Genomic DNA, 16652 nt, shown 5'->3' with positions numbered 1-16652 from the left:
AATAACCTCTATCTTATAGAATAAAAATATTCAGCCATCAAATAATCATGGTGAGTATCGATATCTACAGAAGACACTTCATCCATTTCATAGGCAAAGGTATTATCATTAAAATAGAACCTACCCTTCGCTCTTAATGACGTTATATCGTAAATATATATAGCTCCATTAAGGCGGTAATGATGCGTTAGCTCTTGGGACCGCATCTGCGAATTATGAGTCTCTCCAAATTTTTCCATGCTTCCGTTTGGTCCGAGCTCAGCACACCATTGAAGAGGATGTTCAAGCATACATACTGATACGACAGCATCAGCCTCTCGTTGCTCGAACAATTCAACTGCTTCTCGAAGATCCTTTGCCGTTCGTAATGGTGATGTGGGCTGTAAAACGACTAAAGCATCATAGTGGTTTCCCCTGCTCGCAAACCACTTAATTGCATGGTCGACAACATCTATCGTCTTAGCTTCGTCTGTAGCTAGCTGCTTGGGCCTCATGAAAGGTACATATGGCCCATAGCGCATTGCCTCTGTCGCTATACTTTGATCATCGGTGCTTACCGCAATATCACCGACAATGCCTGCATCCTTGGCACATAAAATCGCGCACCCAATCAAGGAGTCATCACCAATTTTCATCAAATTCTTGCCGGGGAGTCGTTTGCTTCCACCACGGGCAGGAATGACCACCAAATAACGTTTGCGTGGAGCAGCCATCAGATGCTTTCTCCCTCGCTGTATGTTTTCTGCGCTAGCTGACCAAGTATATCCCAATACTGATTTGGCATTAGTCCTGTTGCAGAACGCTTGATTGCGACATTATCTGTAGTGAACGACTCTCCTTCAGCAATCTCTTTAGCAGCAACGAGATACTTGCGAGCTACTTCAAGGTTTGCCTGCTCGCGCGGGGAAGGAGCCTTTACTTTCGGTAGCAGTGCTTTGTCTAGATTACGAATAGCATCAATGAAATGTTTAAACTCCTCGGGCGTAGAGGATGCCGCGTGATCAGGCCCAGGCATGCTTCGATCTAAAGTGATATGCTTTTCCAAACAGGTTGCACCCAAAGCAACGGCTGCACAGCATGCTTCAATACCTGTCGAATGATCCGAATAGCCCACATTCAAGCCATAAACTTCTCGCAGCTGACGGATGGCACTAAGGTTTAAGTCCTGTGCTTGCGCTGGATAGTCTGTAACGCAGTGAAGAATAGTGACTTTCTCTTTCAGTTGCTCAATGGACTCGGCTGTAAAGTAATTATTTTTTAGCCAACGATAACTCGCTGGATTTGTACCTGGTTCTGTCTGGTATGCGAAAGCCAACGCTGCAAGTGCATCTTCTACTTCAGACAACATGGCCATTCCGGTGGAGATGATGATGCTAGCTCCTGTTCGGGCATGCTCAATTAAAAATGGAAGATTAGTAAGATCACCAGAGCCGATCTTTAATAACTTTGGTGCTGTCGTCTTGACAATAAAATCAAGTGAATCACTGTCAAAGCATGTTGTCATAAAGTCGATATTATATTTTTCGCACTCCTGCTTAATAATTATATAATCATCGTAACTTAACTCAAGCCTTCGGAGCATATCGGCCTGTGAAGATGAACTAGCATCGTTTTCGTTTTGGTAGTTTGCTTTTTTAGCATAACTTGTTACTAGTTTATCCGTTACAAATGTTTGAAATTTAACTGCATCAGCTCCACACTCGCTTGCCACACGTATTAAGTCTTTTGCGAGTTTCACTGATCCATTGTGGTTAACTCCAACCTCTGCAATTATATAGGTGCTCATAAATTAAAGTCCAAATCTAAGAATGTTTTTTGAGTACTAAGTTTCTCATTTGCAGTTCGCAGGATATCAGCTATAAAACTTGACGGTGCACTGCCTTGGTATGGGTTGTCAATATGCGTTACTTCTTCTTGATGTTCGTTTGACAATGCTGTTCGAATCGCGTCTGAAATTTGATGGTAATCAAGGTCAACATCCAATGTTACTGTAGAACGAATACGACCTCTTTGCCTGTCACCAATATTAATGATGGGTCGCTTGAAACTAGGCATTTCGATAATTCCAGACGAAGAGTTGCCGAGATATAACTCACAATGTTTCATCAGCGATAAGTATATATCACGTTGCAATGATCTGATAAGCGACACATTCTCAGGATATCGAACTGCAAACGCTTGAATAGCTTCAATAATTTCTCGACTCATCATGTCCGAGTTTGGGTATATGATTAATTTTTTATAATCAGGGAAGTCTTCTATTGCTTTAAGAAGCGGCCCTATATTTTCATGTTTCTTATGTGTTTCGGGATGATAGACAATCAGGAAATATTTTTCATCGACATTTATACCAACTTCTTCTGACATTTCTTTACGTTCTACGGTGTCTTTACGAGCTATTGATTCAAGCCCAAGCGCACCGCAGTTATATACTCTTTCTGGATGCTCACCCATTTGTATTACACGGCGACGATAGGCTTCTGTAGATGTAAAATGGAGGCTTGCTAATTTACTGATCGCATGGCGAACTTTATCATCAACAGCACCTTCAGTTATCTCACCTCCGTGTAAGTGGACGATGGGAACCTTGGCTATTACAGCCGCTTCACACACAGCCATCAGCTCTATCCGATCACCCAGAACTATGAGGTAATCAGGGTTCTCACGTGCAAAATAGTCACCCATGACCATAGCCAACATGGCTGAGGAGCGTGTGATAGCTTGAGGAGAGTCATCAGCTATAAGCGTTGAGATACATTCATTTGGGGTAAAACCATCTGCAATAATATCGTTGACTGTATAACCATACTCATGAGAAAGATGTGTTCCCGCTACAACTAACTGTAATTCAAAGTCTAAACTTTCATGAAATTCTTTGATAAGCCAGTACAAAAGTCCGTATTCTGCCCGCGTACTGGTAAACACTGTGATTTTTTGCATTCTGTTTTATTCCTTCTGGCTATATTTGCCAATCACACTTCACCACACTTATCTTGTCTCACATAATAAATGCAGCTCTTTATCATCATAATTGAGCGGCAGGGTATAATGCATCACAACATAGTTTTGTAAAAAGTTTATCTCTCGAGTAATTTTCACGAGCTACATTTAATATATATTCTGCGTCTATATCTTGAATTCTAGCCATGAAGTCGATCAGCTTCCGAGCGCTCTTTTCTGGGTTTCTGCATAGGACCAGACCAATCCTGTTATTGTTGATCACGTCTGCTTGCCAACCACCGTGGTTGATGATGATAGGTTTACCGGCAGCCAATGCGTCGAAGAACTTATTTGCTGAGTTATTGTAAAGCGCGGGTATATCCCTCACTACTGATAGGCAGGCGTCAGAAGCTTTGAGATAAGGAATCAATTGGGCCTTGCTCATAGCGGGCAAGATGACAACTTGTTCGGCGAGACCTTCATCCTCTACTCTACGCTGGAGGTGCGGCTTTTCCTGACCGTCTCCAATCAAGATAAATTTAACTTTTCCATCTAGATCTTTTAGATGAACTGCAATATCCAGCACGTAGTCCAGATTGTTGACGTAGCCGAATGTACCGGCATAGATGCATAGCCTAACTTGGCCGTGCTGGTTGAAGAGCTGTTCAGCTACATCTGAGCTTCCCACTTTGGAAAACTCCATGATGTCACAGGCATTAGGTACCACGACGACTTTTTCATTTTTTACCCCTTTTTTAATTAGTTCGTCGTACATGCCTGTAGACAGTACCACAATTTTTTTTGAAGCTTTGTAAACATAGCGCTCAAACCAATAAAGAGCTTTGATTAGTAACTTAGATTTTATGATGCCCAGCTCAACTGGAATATCAGGCCATAGGTCTCGAACTTCAAAAACCATAGGAACACGCCTAAACACTTTATATATCAATGCAGGTACAGCAATAGTCAACGGAGTACTGGATGCATAAATAAGATCATGCCTACGCAATTTCATAACATATAGAGATGAGACTATCATAAATAATAAAAAAGCAATGATTCGCCGCAAAAAACTCATCTGGTTCACATACTCTATATGAATGGCATGTACTTTTATCCCATCGATATTATGCTGACTAACTAATTGAAACCATGATTTGCGGGCTACCGGAAAGAACGCCGTCGATGTAACGAGATCAACAGAGTGTCCAGCTTCAGCAAGACGCTTACCGAATTGATAGGAGCGCACTCCCCCCGAGTTATCAGGTGTCGCAAAGTATTGATGTAGATAAAGAATCTTCATATCAGTATGCATTTTTCATTAAAATTTGCGCACGTGACTGCCAGGAATAATCTTCTGCTGGGTTTTTGCTCTCAAAGATTAGGCCTTCTGGGAAATGCTTAAAAACATTAAGAATGGCAGCAGCGATGCTTTTTTCCCGCCTCGGGTCACAGGAGAACCCCACCATTCCTTCGGGATAAAGCCCATCAATGCCCTGTCCATGACTAAATACCACAGGTACGCATTGGCTGATCGCCTCAAGGTAGGTAAGGCCGAAAGTTTCCATGAACGATGGCATAATTAACACTTGATGTTGTCTCAATAACTCTTTGATACGCTGCTTGTCGTCTGTTCGAGAAATGAAATCTACGCGAGACCGTAACATCTCGGGAAGCTCACCGTAGATAGCAGAGAAAGTTGAGTATTCACCACCAAGTACGGTAAAGGTTGCGTCGCTGTCATCGGCTGCTTGAAAGAACGCTAGAATAGCGCGCTTGATATTTTTATTGGCGTTGATTTCGCCAATATAGATACCACTTCGTACTTTCGACCTCTCTGGAGCTGGACTACGGATGGCATTACTAATCCAATATTCATCCAAGCCATTGGTAACCAGCAGAGTCCTTGGCAAGTAGTTTGCATACCTTTCTTCGATCGCTTCCTTATGTGCAGGTGAAATGAAGATAAGACACTGTGCATTAGCTATGACTCGCCGAGTCATACACCGCCAATGAGGAAGAAAGCGTTCAAAGACACTTACATCCGTAGTGCGAACGCTCAGTACATAAGGTATTTTATATTTACGGTTCAACCAGTAAGCTAGATAGCCATCTGAGTACAGTGTATGAGCGTGGATAATATTGCACCCCTGAAGCATCTCAGCTCGTTTAGGGTTACGTTGAAAACTTGAGACCAGCCGTAGCAGTTTATAAAGGAAAGATATCCGGGTGAACTTATTTAGACACTTATCATAGATAAACTTAACTTGAGTTTTGGCACTTTGATTTTTACCTTCATGGTAATGCGTTCTCACTGGCACCAATACATACTGTTTATTTACACGCCCTTCTGAATCCAAGCTCTCGAAAAGCTTTTTATAGACAAGAGAGCCAACATAATAAGAACATATATGCAATATTTTCATAAAAGATTCAAATAAATATACTATGCCCTAATTACATTCTTCTCATTATTTCTATATTTTCCTCTAGCATCAACAATTAATTTTGCATTTTCCTGCAAGAACTTCAAATCAAAAGTGTCATGTTCAGTAGCCAAAATTATTGCATCAAATTTTTTCAAGTTTTCTTTAGTTAATGGAACACTGGTTAAATCAAAAAAATGATTTCTCATCTTAGGAAAAGCTGGGAAATAAGGATCAGAGTAAGCGACATTTGCTTTTTTATCTCTTAGTAATTCCATAATTGTAACCGAAGGAGACTCACGAACGTCTCCTACATTTTTCTTGTATGCGATTCCTAGCACAAGTATATGGCTATCTTTTAATGGTTTACCCACATCATTCATTCCTCCCACAAGCTTATCGACCACATAATATGGCATAGCACGATTAACCTCACCTGAGAGCTCTATAAAACGAGTGTGGATGCCATATTCCCGCGCTTTCCAAGTTAGATAAAAAGGATCAATCGGTATACAGTGCCCACCCAACCCTGGGCCTGGATAATAGGGTGTAAACCCAAAAGGTTTAGTTGCAGCTGCATCCACAACTTCAAAAATATCAATACCCATTTTATCAGCCACAATCTTCATTTCATTTACCAAGCCAATATTTACTGCGCGATGAATATTTTCTAGAAGCTTGGTCATTTCTGCTGCTTTAGCTGAGCTTAGAGCCACAACTTTATCAACTGCTTGCTCATATAGCGCCACACCTACTTCTTTACAAGTGACCGTCTGACCACCCACTATTTTAGGGATAGTGCGTGTTTCATAATCAGGATTACCTGGATCTTCACGTTCAGGAGAGTATACAAGAAATATATCTTCACCAACTTTAAGCCCATTTCCTTGTATCCTTGGTAGCAACTCCTCTTCAGTTGTACCAGGGTAAGTTGTGCTTTCAAGCGAAACAACTTGGCCTTTTTTTAAATATGGCACCAATGCTTCTACAGTATCAATAACATAACTAATATCCGGCTCTCTGTATTTATTAAGAGGCGTTGGCACACATAATATAATAGCATCTAGCTCTGAAATTCGACTAAAATCCGTTGTGGCTTCAAACCCTGCATCACAAGCTTTCTTTATCTTTTCTGCAGGTATATGATCTATATAACTCTCGCCAGCATTTAATGTATCAACTTTATCCTTATCTATATCTATTCCAATAACCTTAAAGCCTACATCGTTATATCGTAACGTTAGAGGCAAACCAACATAACCTAAACCTACCACCCCGACATTTGCTTTTTTGTTAATAAAAATATCAATTAACTTTTTTTTATGACTCATGTATTTCCCTTTTGACTTAAAGATATATGACTACTTTATGAAATCGCTTCAATTAAGTTACCAAAAATGTTTCTAGCCGAGCTCTCATATACTTGTGAATGGCGAAGAATATTGATAAGCACTAAGCCGGTGTCGTCTAGAGTGAATCCTTGTAGATGGTTTAATCGCCCAATGAATTGGGCTCCTACAAGGCAGTCGCTTTTTTTAGCGCTTCTTCCCAACGTCTGTCGCGTTGGCCGCATACGATGAAATACGGGTTGAGCACGCTTTCCTGCTGGTTGCAGCGAAGCGGCTCCAGGTTTTCGGCATTGAGCACCTCGCCACCGGCGGCGGTGACGATGGCCTGGGCGGCGGCAGTGTCCCATTCACTGGTGGGGGCCAGGCGCGGGTAGAGGTCCGCGTTGCCCTCCGCCACCAGGCACAGCTTGATCGAGCTACCCATCGAGACGCACTCATGGGCAGGTAGCCCGCTGCAGAAGGCTTCAAAGATTTCGGCACCGTGGCGTCGGCTGCCGACCACTTTCCAGGGCGACTCTTCGGGGTCTGGCAGTTCGCGTACCTGAATATTGATGTAAATGCCCTGGGCGATCTTGAATACCTCTCCGCCTACTTGCCCTACCCAGGTGGTTTGCAGCACCGGGGCGTAGACGATGCCGAACACCGGCACGCCGTTTTCAATCAGCGCCACATTGAGGGTGAATTCACCGTTCTTGTTGATGAACTCTTTGGTGCCGTCCAACGGGTCGACCAGCCAGTAGCGCTCCCAGGTCTGGCGAGTGGCAAAAGGCACCTCGGCAGACTCTTCGGAAAGCACCGGTACGTCAGGGGTCAGGTTCTCCAGCAGCGCTACCAGCGAGTGATGTGCGGCCATATCGGCTTCAGTGAGCGGGCTCTGGTCGTCCTTGGTCTCGACGGAGAAATCACGCTGATAAACCGCCATGACCTCACGCCCGGCGGCATGTACGCCTTCGATAAGGCGGGCGCGTCGTTCATTCGAGATAAAAGCAGTCACAAAAGATCCTTGAATAGAGAAAGGAAATTGAAGAGGGAAGAAGAAAGGCCTCTTACCTCTTCAATTTAAAACGGCCATACCAGTGGCACCAGGGTAATCACCGTGACGGCAACAATCGCGCTGAGCGGTGCACCGAGACGCAAATAGTCGCTGAAACGGTAACCGCCGGGGCCGAGGACCATCAGGTTAGTCTGGTAGCCCAGCGGGGTCATGAAGCTGGCGGAGGCGGCAAACATGATGGCGATGGCAAAGGGTAGAAAGTTGACCCCTAGCTGATCCGCAACCGAGACGGCAATCGGAAACATCAGCACGGCGGCGGCGTTGTTAGTAATCAGCTCGGTGAACGCCACGGTCAATAAGTAAACCAGTGCCAGCGCGGCCCAGGGAGCAAGGTCATCGGCCAGCAGTAACCATTGGGCAACCTGGGCGGCAGCGCCGGTTTCGGTCATGCCGGCGCCAAGCGCGAACGAAGCGGCAATCACGACGAGCACGGAAAGGTCGATATAGCGGCGTGCTTTACTGACCGGCACGCAGCGGGTGGCGACCATGCCGCCACCCGCCAGCAGCGCGGCTTCCAGAATCGACAGCAGCCCGGTAGCGCTGAGTATCACCATGCTCCCCAATATGCCAAGCGCCACGGGGGCTTTGCGAAAATCCGGCGGTGTGGAGTCGTTGAGGCTGCTGACGAGTAGAAAATCTTTGCGGTAGCGGTACTGGTCGACAAAGTCGTGGGTGGTTTCCAGTAGCAAGGTATCACCGACTTGTAGCGTTGCCGCCCCCAGCTTGCCGGGGACGCTTTTGCCGTGGCGTGAAATGGACAGTATTACGGCCTGGTAGCGGGAGCGAAAGCGCGCCGCCTTGACGGTCTGCCCTAGCCCGCCAAAATCCGGGCCGATGACGGCTTCCACCAGGCAGCGCCGGTGGTGGGCAATATCCAGCTTGTGAATATCACCGCTGGCGGGCTTCAGGCCCCGAATTCGGCGTAGCTCGCGGGCGCACTCCGGCGCGCCGATAAACATTAGAATGTCGCCCGCTTGCAGCGTGGTTTCTTGCGGGATGTTGTTGAGCAATTCGCCGTTGCGCTCGATATCCGCGAGGTAACCGTTGGCCAGGCTGCCTAGGCCAGCATCCGCGATGGTTTTACCCACCAGGGGGCCTTTGGCTTCTACCTCGACATCCACCACGTATTCGCGGGCCTGTTCGAGTTGCTCAAGCACGCCCTGGCGTTCCGGTAGCAGGCGGTTGGTAAAAAAATACAGAAAGGTACCGCCTATCAACACCAGCGGTACACCGACCCACGCCAGGGAAAACATCGAGAGACTGACACCGCGCTCGGTTTGCAGCAGGCCATCCACCACCAGGTTGGTGCTGGTGCCTATCAGGGTGCAGGTACCGCCGATAATCGCAGCGTAGCTGAGCGGTAGCAGTAGCTTGCCCGGGGGTAGTTTCAGCCGGGTGGCCCACTCTTGTATCGCAGGGATGAACATCGCGACCACAGTGGTGTTGTTCATGAACGCACTCAGCCCGGCGGCGGGTAACAACACGCGCAGTTGGGCCTGACGAAGCCTTGAGGGCTGACCCAGCAAAAGGTGGGCGAGCCATTGAATGGCGCCGGTTTCTTTTAGCCCTGCGGCCACCACGTAGAGCGTGGCAATGGTAATTACCCCGGGGTTGGAAAACCCTTGTAGCGCTTGGACGGGGGATAACGTGCCGCTGATGACAAGGCATCCCAGGGCGGCCATCAGAATTGCGTCGGGGGCAATGCGGGTAAGCGCGAGGGCGGCTAAGGTGGCAACCACCACCATCAGGGTAAATATCGCCGCTACTTCCATGATGCTCCGTTTCTGAACCAGACTGTCTTATAAAGCGTCCGGGCACGCTACCGCCCGGGGATTGTTCCGGGCGCTTTCCCTTGCCCTGATCTTGATTTGCGCTGCGTTGGGTCGCTGCGTTTTTGTTACAATGCCCGTTGACCCTAGTGGTATCAAACCCTGTGCTTCAACTCATTCTAACGCCAGGAGCGACATGAGCCTTCATGCTAGCCAAGCCAACGCGGAATGCGCGCAATGGTACCTTATTCAGTGTAAGGGGGGCGAGTCTTTCCGTGCTGCCGAGCAGCTGGAAAACCAGGGCTATCATGTCTTCCATCCGGTGCTGGCGGTGCAACGAAAACGCCGTGGCAAGCTGGCATGGGTCACCGAGCCCCTCTTCCCGCACTACCTATTTATCAGGTTAGACCAGGTAGCGAGTAACTGGCGCCCTATTCGTTCCACGCGGGGGGTGTTGAAGCTGGTGACCTTCGGCGACCAGCCCGCCGTGGTGCCTGAGCATATTGTGGATACGCTATACCAGCACCTTGTGGGTAAAGAGACCGAGCAGGAGGCGTATTTTCATGTGGGGGATGCCGTAGAAGTCACCGAGGGGGCTTTCAAAGGCCAACTGGCCCAACTGACCGAGCTGAAAGGCCAGGACCGCGCCCTACTGCTGCTCACGCTGCTCAACCGCCCGCAGCAGGTGGAAGTGCCCATCGCGCATTTGCAGAAGCAGTGAACGATGCTGGTAGGTGGCCTGATCGCCCGAAAAGTCGAGCTCTTACGTGGGTTGTGTGCAGGCGCCTGGTTTTTTGTAGGAGCGCAATTTATTGCGCGATCAGAATAGATTGTGACGACATCCAGGAGATAGGTTGGATCGCTTAGACTTAGTGTTATCCCGACAGCAGATCCGACACCTGTTTTCCAAGCTTATCCGCAAAATGTTCAAGTACTGCTTTGTTGCTATGCGCTGTGGTAAGCGCATCAAACAGGGTCTGCGTATCTTCAATATATTCGTGGATCATCTGGTTGCGTAGTTGCCTGAGGGCGATCCATTGCTCAGAGGATGCCAACCAACCGTACTTTTCTGCCTTTTCAAGGTTAATAAGCAACGCCCGATCTGGCTCGCCTAGTGCTTATAGCAGCGCTGGTAACAGCTTATCTCCGAGGGTATCTTGCAAACGACAAAATCGACTGACAAATGCTTCTACTTTCATCGCTAGTTCTGGGGTTTTATCCAGATTTTCAACAGCGTCGTAAGTTAACAGCCCACCAAAAACCTGATGGTCTGCATATTTTAGATGTTTGATTTCTTTATCGACTACACGGCTCAGAAACCTGAGTCTTTCTTGGCTCTCTGGATATAAATTCACAGCGCTATTCCTTGCGACTTCGCAACCTGATGAATAGCAACTCTTGGCATATTGGGTGCGTCCAGAAGCACGTCTATTTTCCTGTCACCCAATTGCTTGATGATTTTTGCCTGCAACTGCGCGGCGTCCCATGCGGGGTGTTCAACAACATCATTAACCGACACCAGCAGGTCGATATCACCGCCTTTAGCATTATCATCCGTTCTTGAACCGAACAGCGAGACCTCTGCCTGGGGCCCAAAAACTGCCTTGACCGATGCTTTGATGATCTGAATTTCGTGAGCACTCAATCTCATGGCATGGCTACCTAGTGATCATGTTGGAACTGGCTGTTGAAGATGCTTATGGCTGAGTTTGGCACACTGAGAAACCATATGAGCAATAAGCATACATTCTCTTAATGATAGGTACTACGCTACTGCGTATTGAGACACCAAGGTGATTGATGGTGGATGGCCTGATCCCCCTGTAGGAACGCAATTTATTGCGCGATCAGCAAGGATATGGGCGTCGAGGGTAAACGCTTGTAGATAGCCTGATCGCCCGACGAGTCGGGCTCGTGCCCATTGCGTCGGCGAACTCAGCTTGGGATACATGCAATTTTGCCCTGATTGCTCTGACATCCGCCACTTCGTGGCGAGTCACCCGGCTGGCTTTCGTCTTACCCTTTTGGATCTCTACAGCTTCTTGCAGCGATGTGTTGAGCTCATCAAAAATACTCATCAAGAAACTTCCTCTCTTAACTGCTGGGTAAGAATACGAACAGCAGACGCGTTGCATTTGCCATGGTCTACTCAGAAACCAAAGCGGCGTGGAAATTTAGAGATAGGTGGCTGCCGACCTATCCATTCGGATTCTGCTAATGCCTCTGCCTCCTGACGTTCAGCTTCATCCAACTTATCTTGGTTTCGACTCATCAGGCTGCTTGGAGCATTATCGCCATCCAGCTCATGTGATAGGGCATAAAGTATTGCCCAGCCTTTAATGGGATCTTCTTCATTGATACAACGTTGATCAGGGGGGTAGGACGGATCAAGGTAACACCAGCCTAAACCAAAGCGGTTACTATAACTTCCGTTATCTGATGCTTGCACCATCCATTGCCAGCTAGCCTCGAAGTCTTGTTGCTCTCGATTGACGCGTTCCATCTGCTCCATGGCCGGCACATAACCCTGCTCAGCCGCACGGCTAAACCAGCGTTCAGCGGCGTCCAGGCGGCGGCTTTTCGTAAAATACCAGCCTCGTCCGTTCATAATATGGCGCCCCAATCTGGTTTGGGCTTCGGGAAGCCCCGCTTCGGCAGCCCGCTTTAGCCACTTGCTTGCCCGGGTGGGAATGCCCAGGAAATTGTAAACAGAGGTCAAGCGAGAGGCATCGAGATTGGCGTAGATGTAGTACATCGCCAGCATAGCCTCCGGGTCACCGGCTTCGGCTTTGGGCAAGGTGATGTCCAATGCGGCTTCGCGCCAATCATCACTGCCCTCAGGGCATCGATCGCCTGCAATACAGGCACCGCCTTGAAACAGTCGCAACATAGCGTAAGGGTCGCCTTGTTCGGCTGCCTTCAAGTACCACTCCATAGCTTCAGTGGTTAACCCTCGACTTAATAACCGCGTGGCTTCACCGAGGTAGTACATTGATTCCACATCACCCGCTTCGGCGGACTGCTCTAGATAAGGCTGCATTTCTATCCATTCCGAAATGCCCCATAAGCGCATGCCTTCATCTTTGGCGGCTTGGATATCGGCGGGTAGCGCCCAGCTATTAAGTGACCATATTAATAGCGCAGCAAGCACACTTTTTTTAAATAACATGACGAACAGTACCTTTTTAATTTTCACGATAGCGAACCCGTGTGCCACGACTCGTGGAATAAGTCTCACGATATTCCTCAATATCACTCCCTAATCGACGAGATATTTGGTCGTATTTGTCTTTTGCTTCTAAAGCAAGTGGATCATCACTACCATTTCGCTGCATAAACTCATCCAACTCTTCGCGATTATGGCAGTAGGCCTCCACCCAAGAGGAGTAGCTATCAAACTGACCTGTTTGGGACATTCTTGCCACGGCCCGTTCAAACAGGTGCTTAGCTGCTTCACTATCGAAGTGGCTGGACGCGGTATATCCTTCTTCCAGCCATTCTAAACACTTGGCAATCGCAATTTGCTGTAGATCGATTGCCCGCCCTCTATCAATTTTATCTCCATCGATGTCGACGGTAGGGTAAAACCAACCGGGAGAGGTGATCAGTGTATTCAGTAGCGGCCCCAGCGCTTCCGGCGGGAGATGCTGCACCCAGGAACACATTTCTTTTTGCCGAGGATCATTTACAAATACATAAGCCACCATCACCGCTCGGTCGCTCTGGGTCATTAGCTCGTAAAGACGCTTAATACCGTCGATGCCTCGGGCGGCCAGTAGGCTAACGTCCAGCAGGGTGGTGGTGGCCAGATAGGAGAGGTGGTTAAAGCCTTCAAAGGCATCAGCATCTACCCAGTCGACAAACCCGTAGTCATTGTCGCGCAGAGCCTGGCTCAGCATCATCATCCACAGATTAAGCTGCCGCGGGTCTAATTCAATCGCGAGTTGTCCGCCAGCGCCTGCCCCGGCAACCAGTTTGGCGCGAACATAAGCAACAAACTTGCCTTGATGAAGGCCCAACCGCATACCCAATTCGGCACCAATACCGCCGTTGGCTTCCAGCCCCAATAAGGCTTTGCCCAGTGAGCGCCAGGCCTCCAGGTCGTTTCGCTGGGTGCTGAGGGATAGCCAATCCTGGTCGGCCAGCTGAGGTAGCTGGCGGGTAATATCCATTGGCGGCTTCCAGCGTAACGAGCAGGCGGTCTGTACCCCCAAAGTAGCACCGGCAAATGCCTTAAGTGCGCCGCCTTCAGCTTCCCGCTTGGCCCATTCCGTACCGGTTATTTTGACGCCTTTATGGTCAAAGCTCAGCCCCGTTTGAGCGGTAAGCGCGAGTGAGGCACCCGCAAACCCTTTAGCGACAGCGGTTACCTGTAAGGAATAACGACCTAAGTTGCGTCGTTCGCCGTCGTTTTCTTGCAAGACGGCATGATAGGGCTGGGCGTCGGCTTCTTCGGGTAAGTTAAACGTCCCCAAGCTGATTTCACCACGTGCCAGGTTGTACGTGCCTTTGATGGAGAGCTGCTGATTAACACCTCCACTGACTTTCGTTCCTCTAGCATTAGGATCACGGGTGCTTTGCCAACTCTGATCGTGAGGGCCCCCCATATTTCGCTGAGTGAACACTTCACTGTTTTGCTTCGCGCTGCTTGAGGCGTTCCCCTCTGAGGCTGTTTTTGTCTCTTCTAACTCAAACACTTCCAACGTGGCGTTGCGTTCGATGAGTGTGACGGGCTCTTCAAAGTGAACCCCTAATGCCTCATTTAACTCAGTATGTGGCATGCCCACCAAGCGGAGCATTTGCGCCTGGGCGCTGGCATCAAACAGGCGTAGTTTTTCTCGGCTGGGGCCTGTGAAAATGATTTTTTCGAGGGTCTCTTTCCAGCCAGCTTTGGCCCCCTCATCTTGCAATGATTCGACAGTATGGCCCCGAGCCGAAAGAGAGGCATACAGTTGGTCAGGTAGGAAAAAACCTAGCGGCTCTTCAAACCATTCGGGGTGTCGCAAAATGCGTTCGCAGCCTCGCCGGGCAAGCCAACTGGAAAGGGCCGTTTCGTTGGCTTGCCACAACGTGGCAGGCAGAACGCCATCTTGCTCAAGGTGCCTTTCTAAAGTGGCTCGTTCGGCATCGGGCATGTCGCGCATTAAGTGCCGCAAGCTGATATGGCTGAGAGAGCGCTGTCCCATTGGGGAGCTAAACTCCCTTAACGGAAAGTCATTGCGCACCAATACATCAATGGATTGTCGTTCGTAGCCAAGCGCATGCCGCTGGTCTTCTATATCCGCCTGCCAGTAAAGCACCCGCTGGGGAACCATGCGTGCTACCTGGTACTCGGCGGCCTCATAGAGCGCATCTAGTTGGTTGGTTAGGCGTTGAAACTCTGTCCGCTCTTCCTCGAATAAGTGCATGGGGAGTTGAGATCTTCCAGCCGTGGCCGTGGCCCATTGGGAGAGTTCATCCTCAACATCTTTGAAAATATCAACCGCTTGTTTAAGCGTACGGTTGTAGTAATCGAAACCGTTGACACCCGGTTCGAGCCGCCCCTGCATACTGGTCGTCGTCACATCGGCCAATGCCCACTCAGGCGTTGCGATGCCTAGGGTTGCCAGGGTGAGTATGCTCATTTGGTACGCAGAGACATCTGCGTCTAATTGCTCGGCTGACGCCTGGAAGTACTCCCCAATCACCTCGCAACGGGATGAGTCCTTGGGCGTCATGGATTCGCAATCTTCTAAGAAAGCTTGATATTCCGTTAGCGCATCACTCACGGAGATGAACTCACCGGGGTTGTCGACGGAAACCATCTCGCGGATAAATTTCTCTCGGCATTGACGATAAGTTTCCAGCGCTTTCTCTATTTCTTCTTCCCAGGCGCCGTAATAGCGACCGCCCTCCAGTATGTAGCCTGCCTCTTTGGCTTTTTCGGTGCCTGTTTGATAAAGCGTATGCAGTTCCGAGATCAAGCGTGTTTCTTCAGGACGAGTCAGCCGATCCCAGGCATACGAGCCAGACACAAGAAGCGGCGAAATCCACATCCAGCCGTTTTCCATGAGCGGACGGTACTCACTCACCCGCTGGCCGGCATCAATTTCTTCTTCCTCTTCAGTTCTATCCGCATTCAGCAGCTCGGCCAAACGCTCCAGCTTTTCCTTGACGCTTTGGCGTTCACTATCGTCTAGAAAGTTTTCCGGGCGAGCTGGTAAAAAACACTCGATGAGGCCTGCATCTTCTGCCAAATGGCGCATGCGTTGCTCTGGATCTTCGGTAAGCACCCAGTCGGCCAATTCGTCAGAGGCTTCGTGTAGCGCATCAGCAACATCCTGGGTCAATAGCCAGAAATCTCCCGTGCCGGTGATATAGATAATGTCAGCCCAACACTTATCCTCGCAGACCGTACCAGCGGTTTGCTCAACGCTGCCCTCAAACGGTTCAGGTTCATGGGAACGCAATAAAAGAGGTGGAGGTAGGCTCCCAGGTCTATCGGTTGTCATACATTTTCTCCACTTCTGTCATTCGCTGTTTGGCCGATAGGCGTGGGACACTCAAGGTGTATTCAATACGATGCCAGCTACCCTCGTCGGCTTGTTGAATAGCAGGAAGCAATCTTGCTAAATGTCTGCCTTTGGTTATGCCGTATTGGGCGCATTTGCTTATGCGTTTTACCCATTGGTCGGGCAAAGTAGAGAGCTTTTCTTCTGTATGTTCACTCAACCACCACGCCTGTTGGCTTTCGTTCAACGCCGCTTCCATATCAGCAGTAAGCTGCCAGCATTCCGGTGCAGGGGACGCTGGCGCATCGGCCTGCCAAATAGACCACTGGCCCTGGGGCGTGGGGGTGGCGACTTGGCCTAGCGGGTTTAACCAGTGTGAGTAGACACTGGATGGCGTGCTGGCGAGCAGGGCTGTCCATACGGCGGGCTGCTGAAGGTTGATCAGTGATTTTCCGCCGTGCGGGTCATCCATCACAAACAGTGCCCGCAAGTGGTCAGCAATGCTTTGCAGGGTTTGATCTGCCGGTGGCTGGCAGACCCATCCCAAGCGTTGCTGGCAGAGCTTTTCTGCGTAATGCCAAGCTTCACTGGCGACTTCAACATCAAGTAGCCAGGGGCTGGCC

16 protein-coding genes are annotated in these 16652 nt (G+C 48.9%); 1 reads left to right on the top strand and 15 read right to left on the bottom strand.

The features are described from left to right. Positions 1 to 8: 8 nt before the first annotated feature. From B7L15_RS18060 to B7L15_RS18025, 8 genes are all read right to left on the bottom strand, one after another. The gene (locus B7L15_RS18060) at positions 9 to 713 is read right to left on the bottom strand and encodes an acylneuraminate cytidylyltransferase family protein (RefSeq protein ID WP_085920295.1); all 705 of its coding nucleotides are present in this window, start codon (positions 711 to 713) and stop codon (positions 9 to 11) included. Then, entirely contained in the window at positions 713 to 1786 is a 1074-nt protein-coding gene (gene neuB, locus B7L15_RS18055; protein WP_085920294.1) for an N-acetylneuraminate synthase, read from the bottom strand. Before neuB ends, B7L15_RS18060 begins: the two co-directional genes overlap by 1 nt. Then, a complete protein-coding gene (neuC, locus tag B7L15_RS18050; RefSeq protein ID WP_085920293.1) occupies positions 1783 to 2940 on the bottom strand; it encodes a UDP-N-acetylglucosamine 2-epimerase in 1158 nt (385 codons plus the stop codon). Before neuC ends, neuB begins: the two co-directional genes overlap by 4 nt. Positions 2941 to 3025: 85 nt before the next feature. Beyond that, a complete protein-coding gene (locus tag B7L15_RS18045; protein WP_176243728.1) occupies positions 3026 to 4243 on the bottom strand; it encodes a glycosyltransferase family 4 protein in 1218 nt (405 codons plus the stop codon). A 1-nt stretch (position 4244) separates the two neighbouring features. Beyond that, complete coding sequence (locus B7L15_RS18040) at positions 4245 to 5366, bottom strand: glycosyltransferase family 4 protein (RefSeq protein WP_085920291.1); 1122 nt, start codon at positions 5364 to 5366, stop codon at positions 4245 to 4247. 20 nt (positions 5367 to 5386) lie between these two features. After that, positions 5387 to 6697 carry a nucleotide sugar dehydrogenase gene (locus B7L15_RS18035; RefSeq protein ID WP_085920290.1) on the bottom strand — a complete coding sequence of 437 codons (1311 nt, stop codon included), beginning with the start codon at positions 6695 to 6697 and terminating at the stop codon, positions 5387 to 5389. A gap of 184 nt (positions 6698 to 6881) precedes the next feature. After that, on the bottom strand, positions 6882 to 7709 hold the full coding sequence (gene cysQ, locus B7L15_RS18030; protein ID WP_085920289.1) for a 3'(2'),5'-bisphosphate nucleotidase CysQ: 828 nt from the start codon (positions 7707 to 7709) through the stop codon (positions 6882 to 6884). Between the two features lie 65 nt (positions 7710 to 7774). Further along, the gene (locus tag B7L15_RS18025; RefSeq protein WP_085920288.1) at positions 7775 to 9541 is read right to left on the bottom strand and encodes an SLC13 family permease; all 1767 of its coding nucleotides are present in this window, start codon (positions 9539 to 9541) and stop codon (positions 7775 to 7777) included. A gap of 193 nt (positions 9542 to 9734) precedes the next feature. On the opposite strand from B7L15_RS18025, the gene rfaH reads away from it, so the two are divergent. Beyond that, on the top strand, positions 9735 to 10259 hold the full coding sequence (gene rfaH / locus B7L15_RS18020) for a transcription/translation regulatory transformer protein RfaH (RefSeq protein ID WP_085920287.1): 525 nt from the start codon (positions 9735 to 9737) through the stop codon (positions 10257 to 10259). Positions 10260 to 10413: 154 nt separating this feature from the next. Here rfaH and B7L15_RS19705 read toward each other — a convergent pair whose 3' ends face one another. The 7 genes from B7L15_RS19705 to B7L15_RS17990 all read right to left on the bottom strand — a co-directional run. Beyond that, positions 10414 to 10632: a hypothetical protein gene (locus B7L15_RS19705; RefSeq protein ID WP_217808072.1), complete on the bottom strand. Its 219-nt coding sequence runs from the start codon at positions 10630 to 10632 to the stop codon at positions 10414 to 10416. 24 nt (positions 10633 to 10656) lie between these two features. After that, complete coding sequence (locus tag B7L15_RS19700) at positions 10657 to 10893, bottom strand: hypothetical protein (RefSeq protein WP_217808070.1); 237 nt, start codon at positions 10891 to 10893, stop codon at positions 10657 to 10659. Continuing rightward, complete coding sequence (locus B7L15_RS18010; protein ID WP_085920286.1) at positions 10890 to 11189, bottom strand: nucleotidyltransferase domain-containing protein; 300 nt, start codon at positions 11187 to 11189, stop codon at positions 10890 to 10892. The genes B7L15_RS19700 and B7L15_RS18010 overlap by 4 nt, the downstream gene beginning before the upstream one ends. A 196-nt stretch (positions 11190 to 11385) precedes the next feature. Then, on the bottom strand, positions 11386 to 11616 hold the full coding sequence (nadS, locus tag B7L15_RS19950) for a NadS family protein (RefSeq protein ID WP_303393823.1): 231 nt from the start codon (positions 11614 to 11616) through the stop codon (positions 11386 to 11388). Positions 11617 to 11687: 71 nt separating this feature from the next. Further along, on the bottom strand, positions 11688 to 12707 hold the full coding sequence (locus B7L15_RS18000; RefSeq protein ID WP_217808069.1) for a tetratricopeptide repeat protein: 1020 nt from the start codon (positions 12705 to 12707) through the stop codon (positions 11688 to 11690). Positions 12708 to 12723: 16 nt separating this feature from the next. Then, the gene (locus tag B7L15_RS17995; RefSeq protein WP_085920285.1) at positions 12724 to 16029 is read right to left on the bottom strand and encodes a hypothetical protein; all 3306 of its coding nucleotides are present in this window, start codon (positions 16027 to 16029) and stop codon (positions 12724 to 12726) included. After that, positions 16016 to 16652 (bottom strand): DUF4123 domain-containing protein (locus tag B7L15_RS17990; RefSeq protein ID WP_139839395.1); only part of this gene is annotated, 637 nt, incomplete at its 5' end. The genes B7L15_RS17995 and B7L15_RS17990, both read right to left, overlap by 14 nt.

This window comes from Halomonas sp. CSM-2 (genome assembly GCF_002119345.1).
GTDB lineage: Bacteria > Pseudomonadota > Gammaproteobacteria > Pseudomonadales > Halomonadaceae > Vreelandella > Vreelandella janggokensis.
Note: the sequence above shows the minus strand (reverse complement) of the source record. Positions and strands in the feature narration are given on the sequence as shown.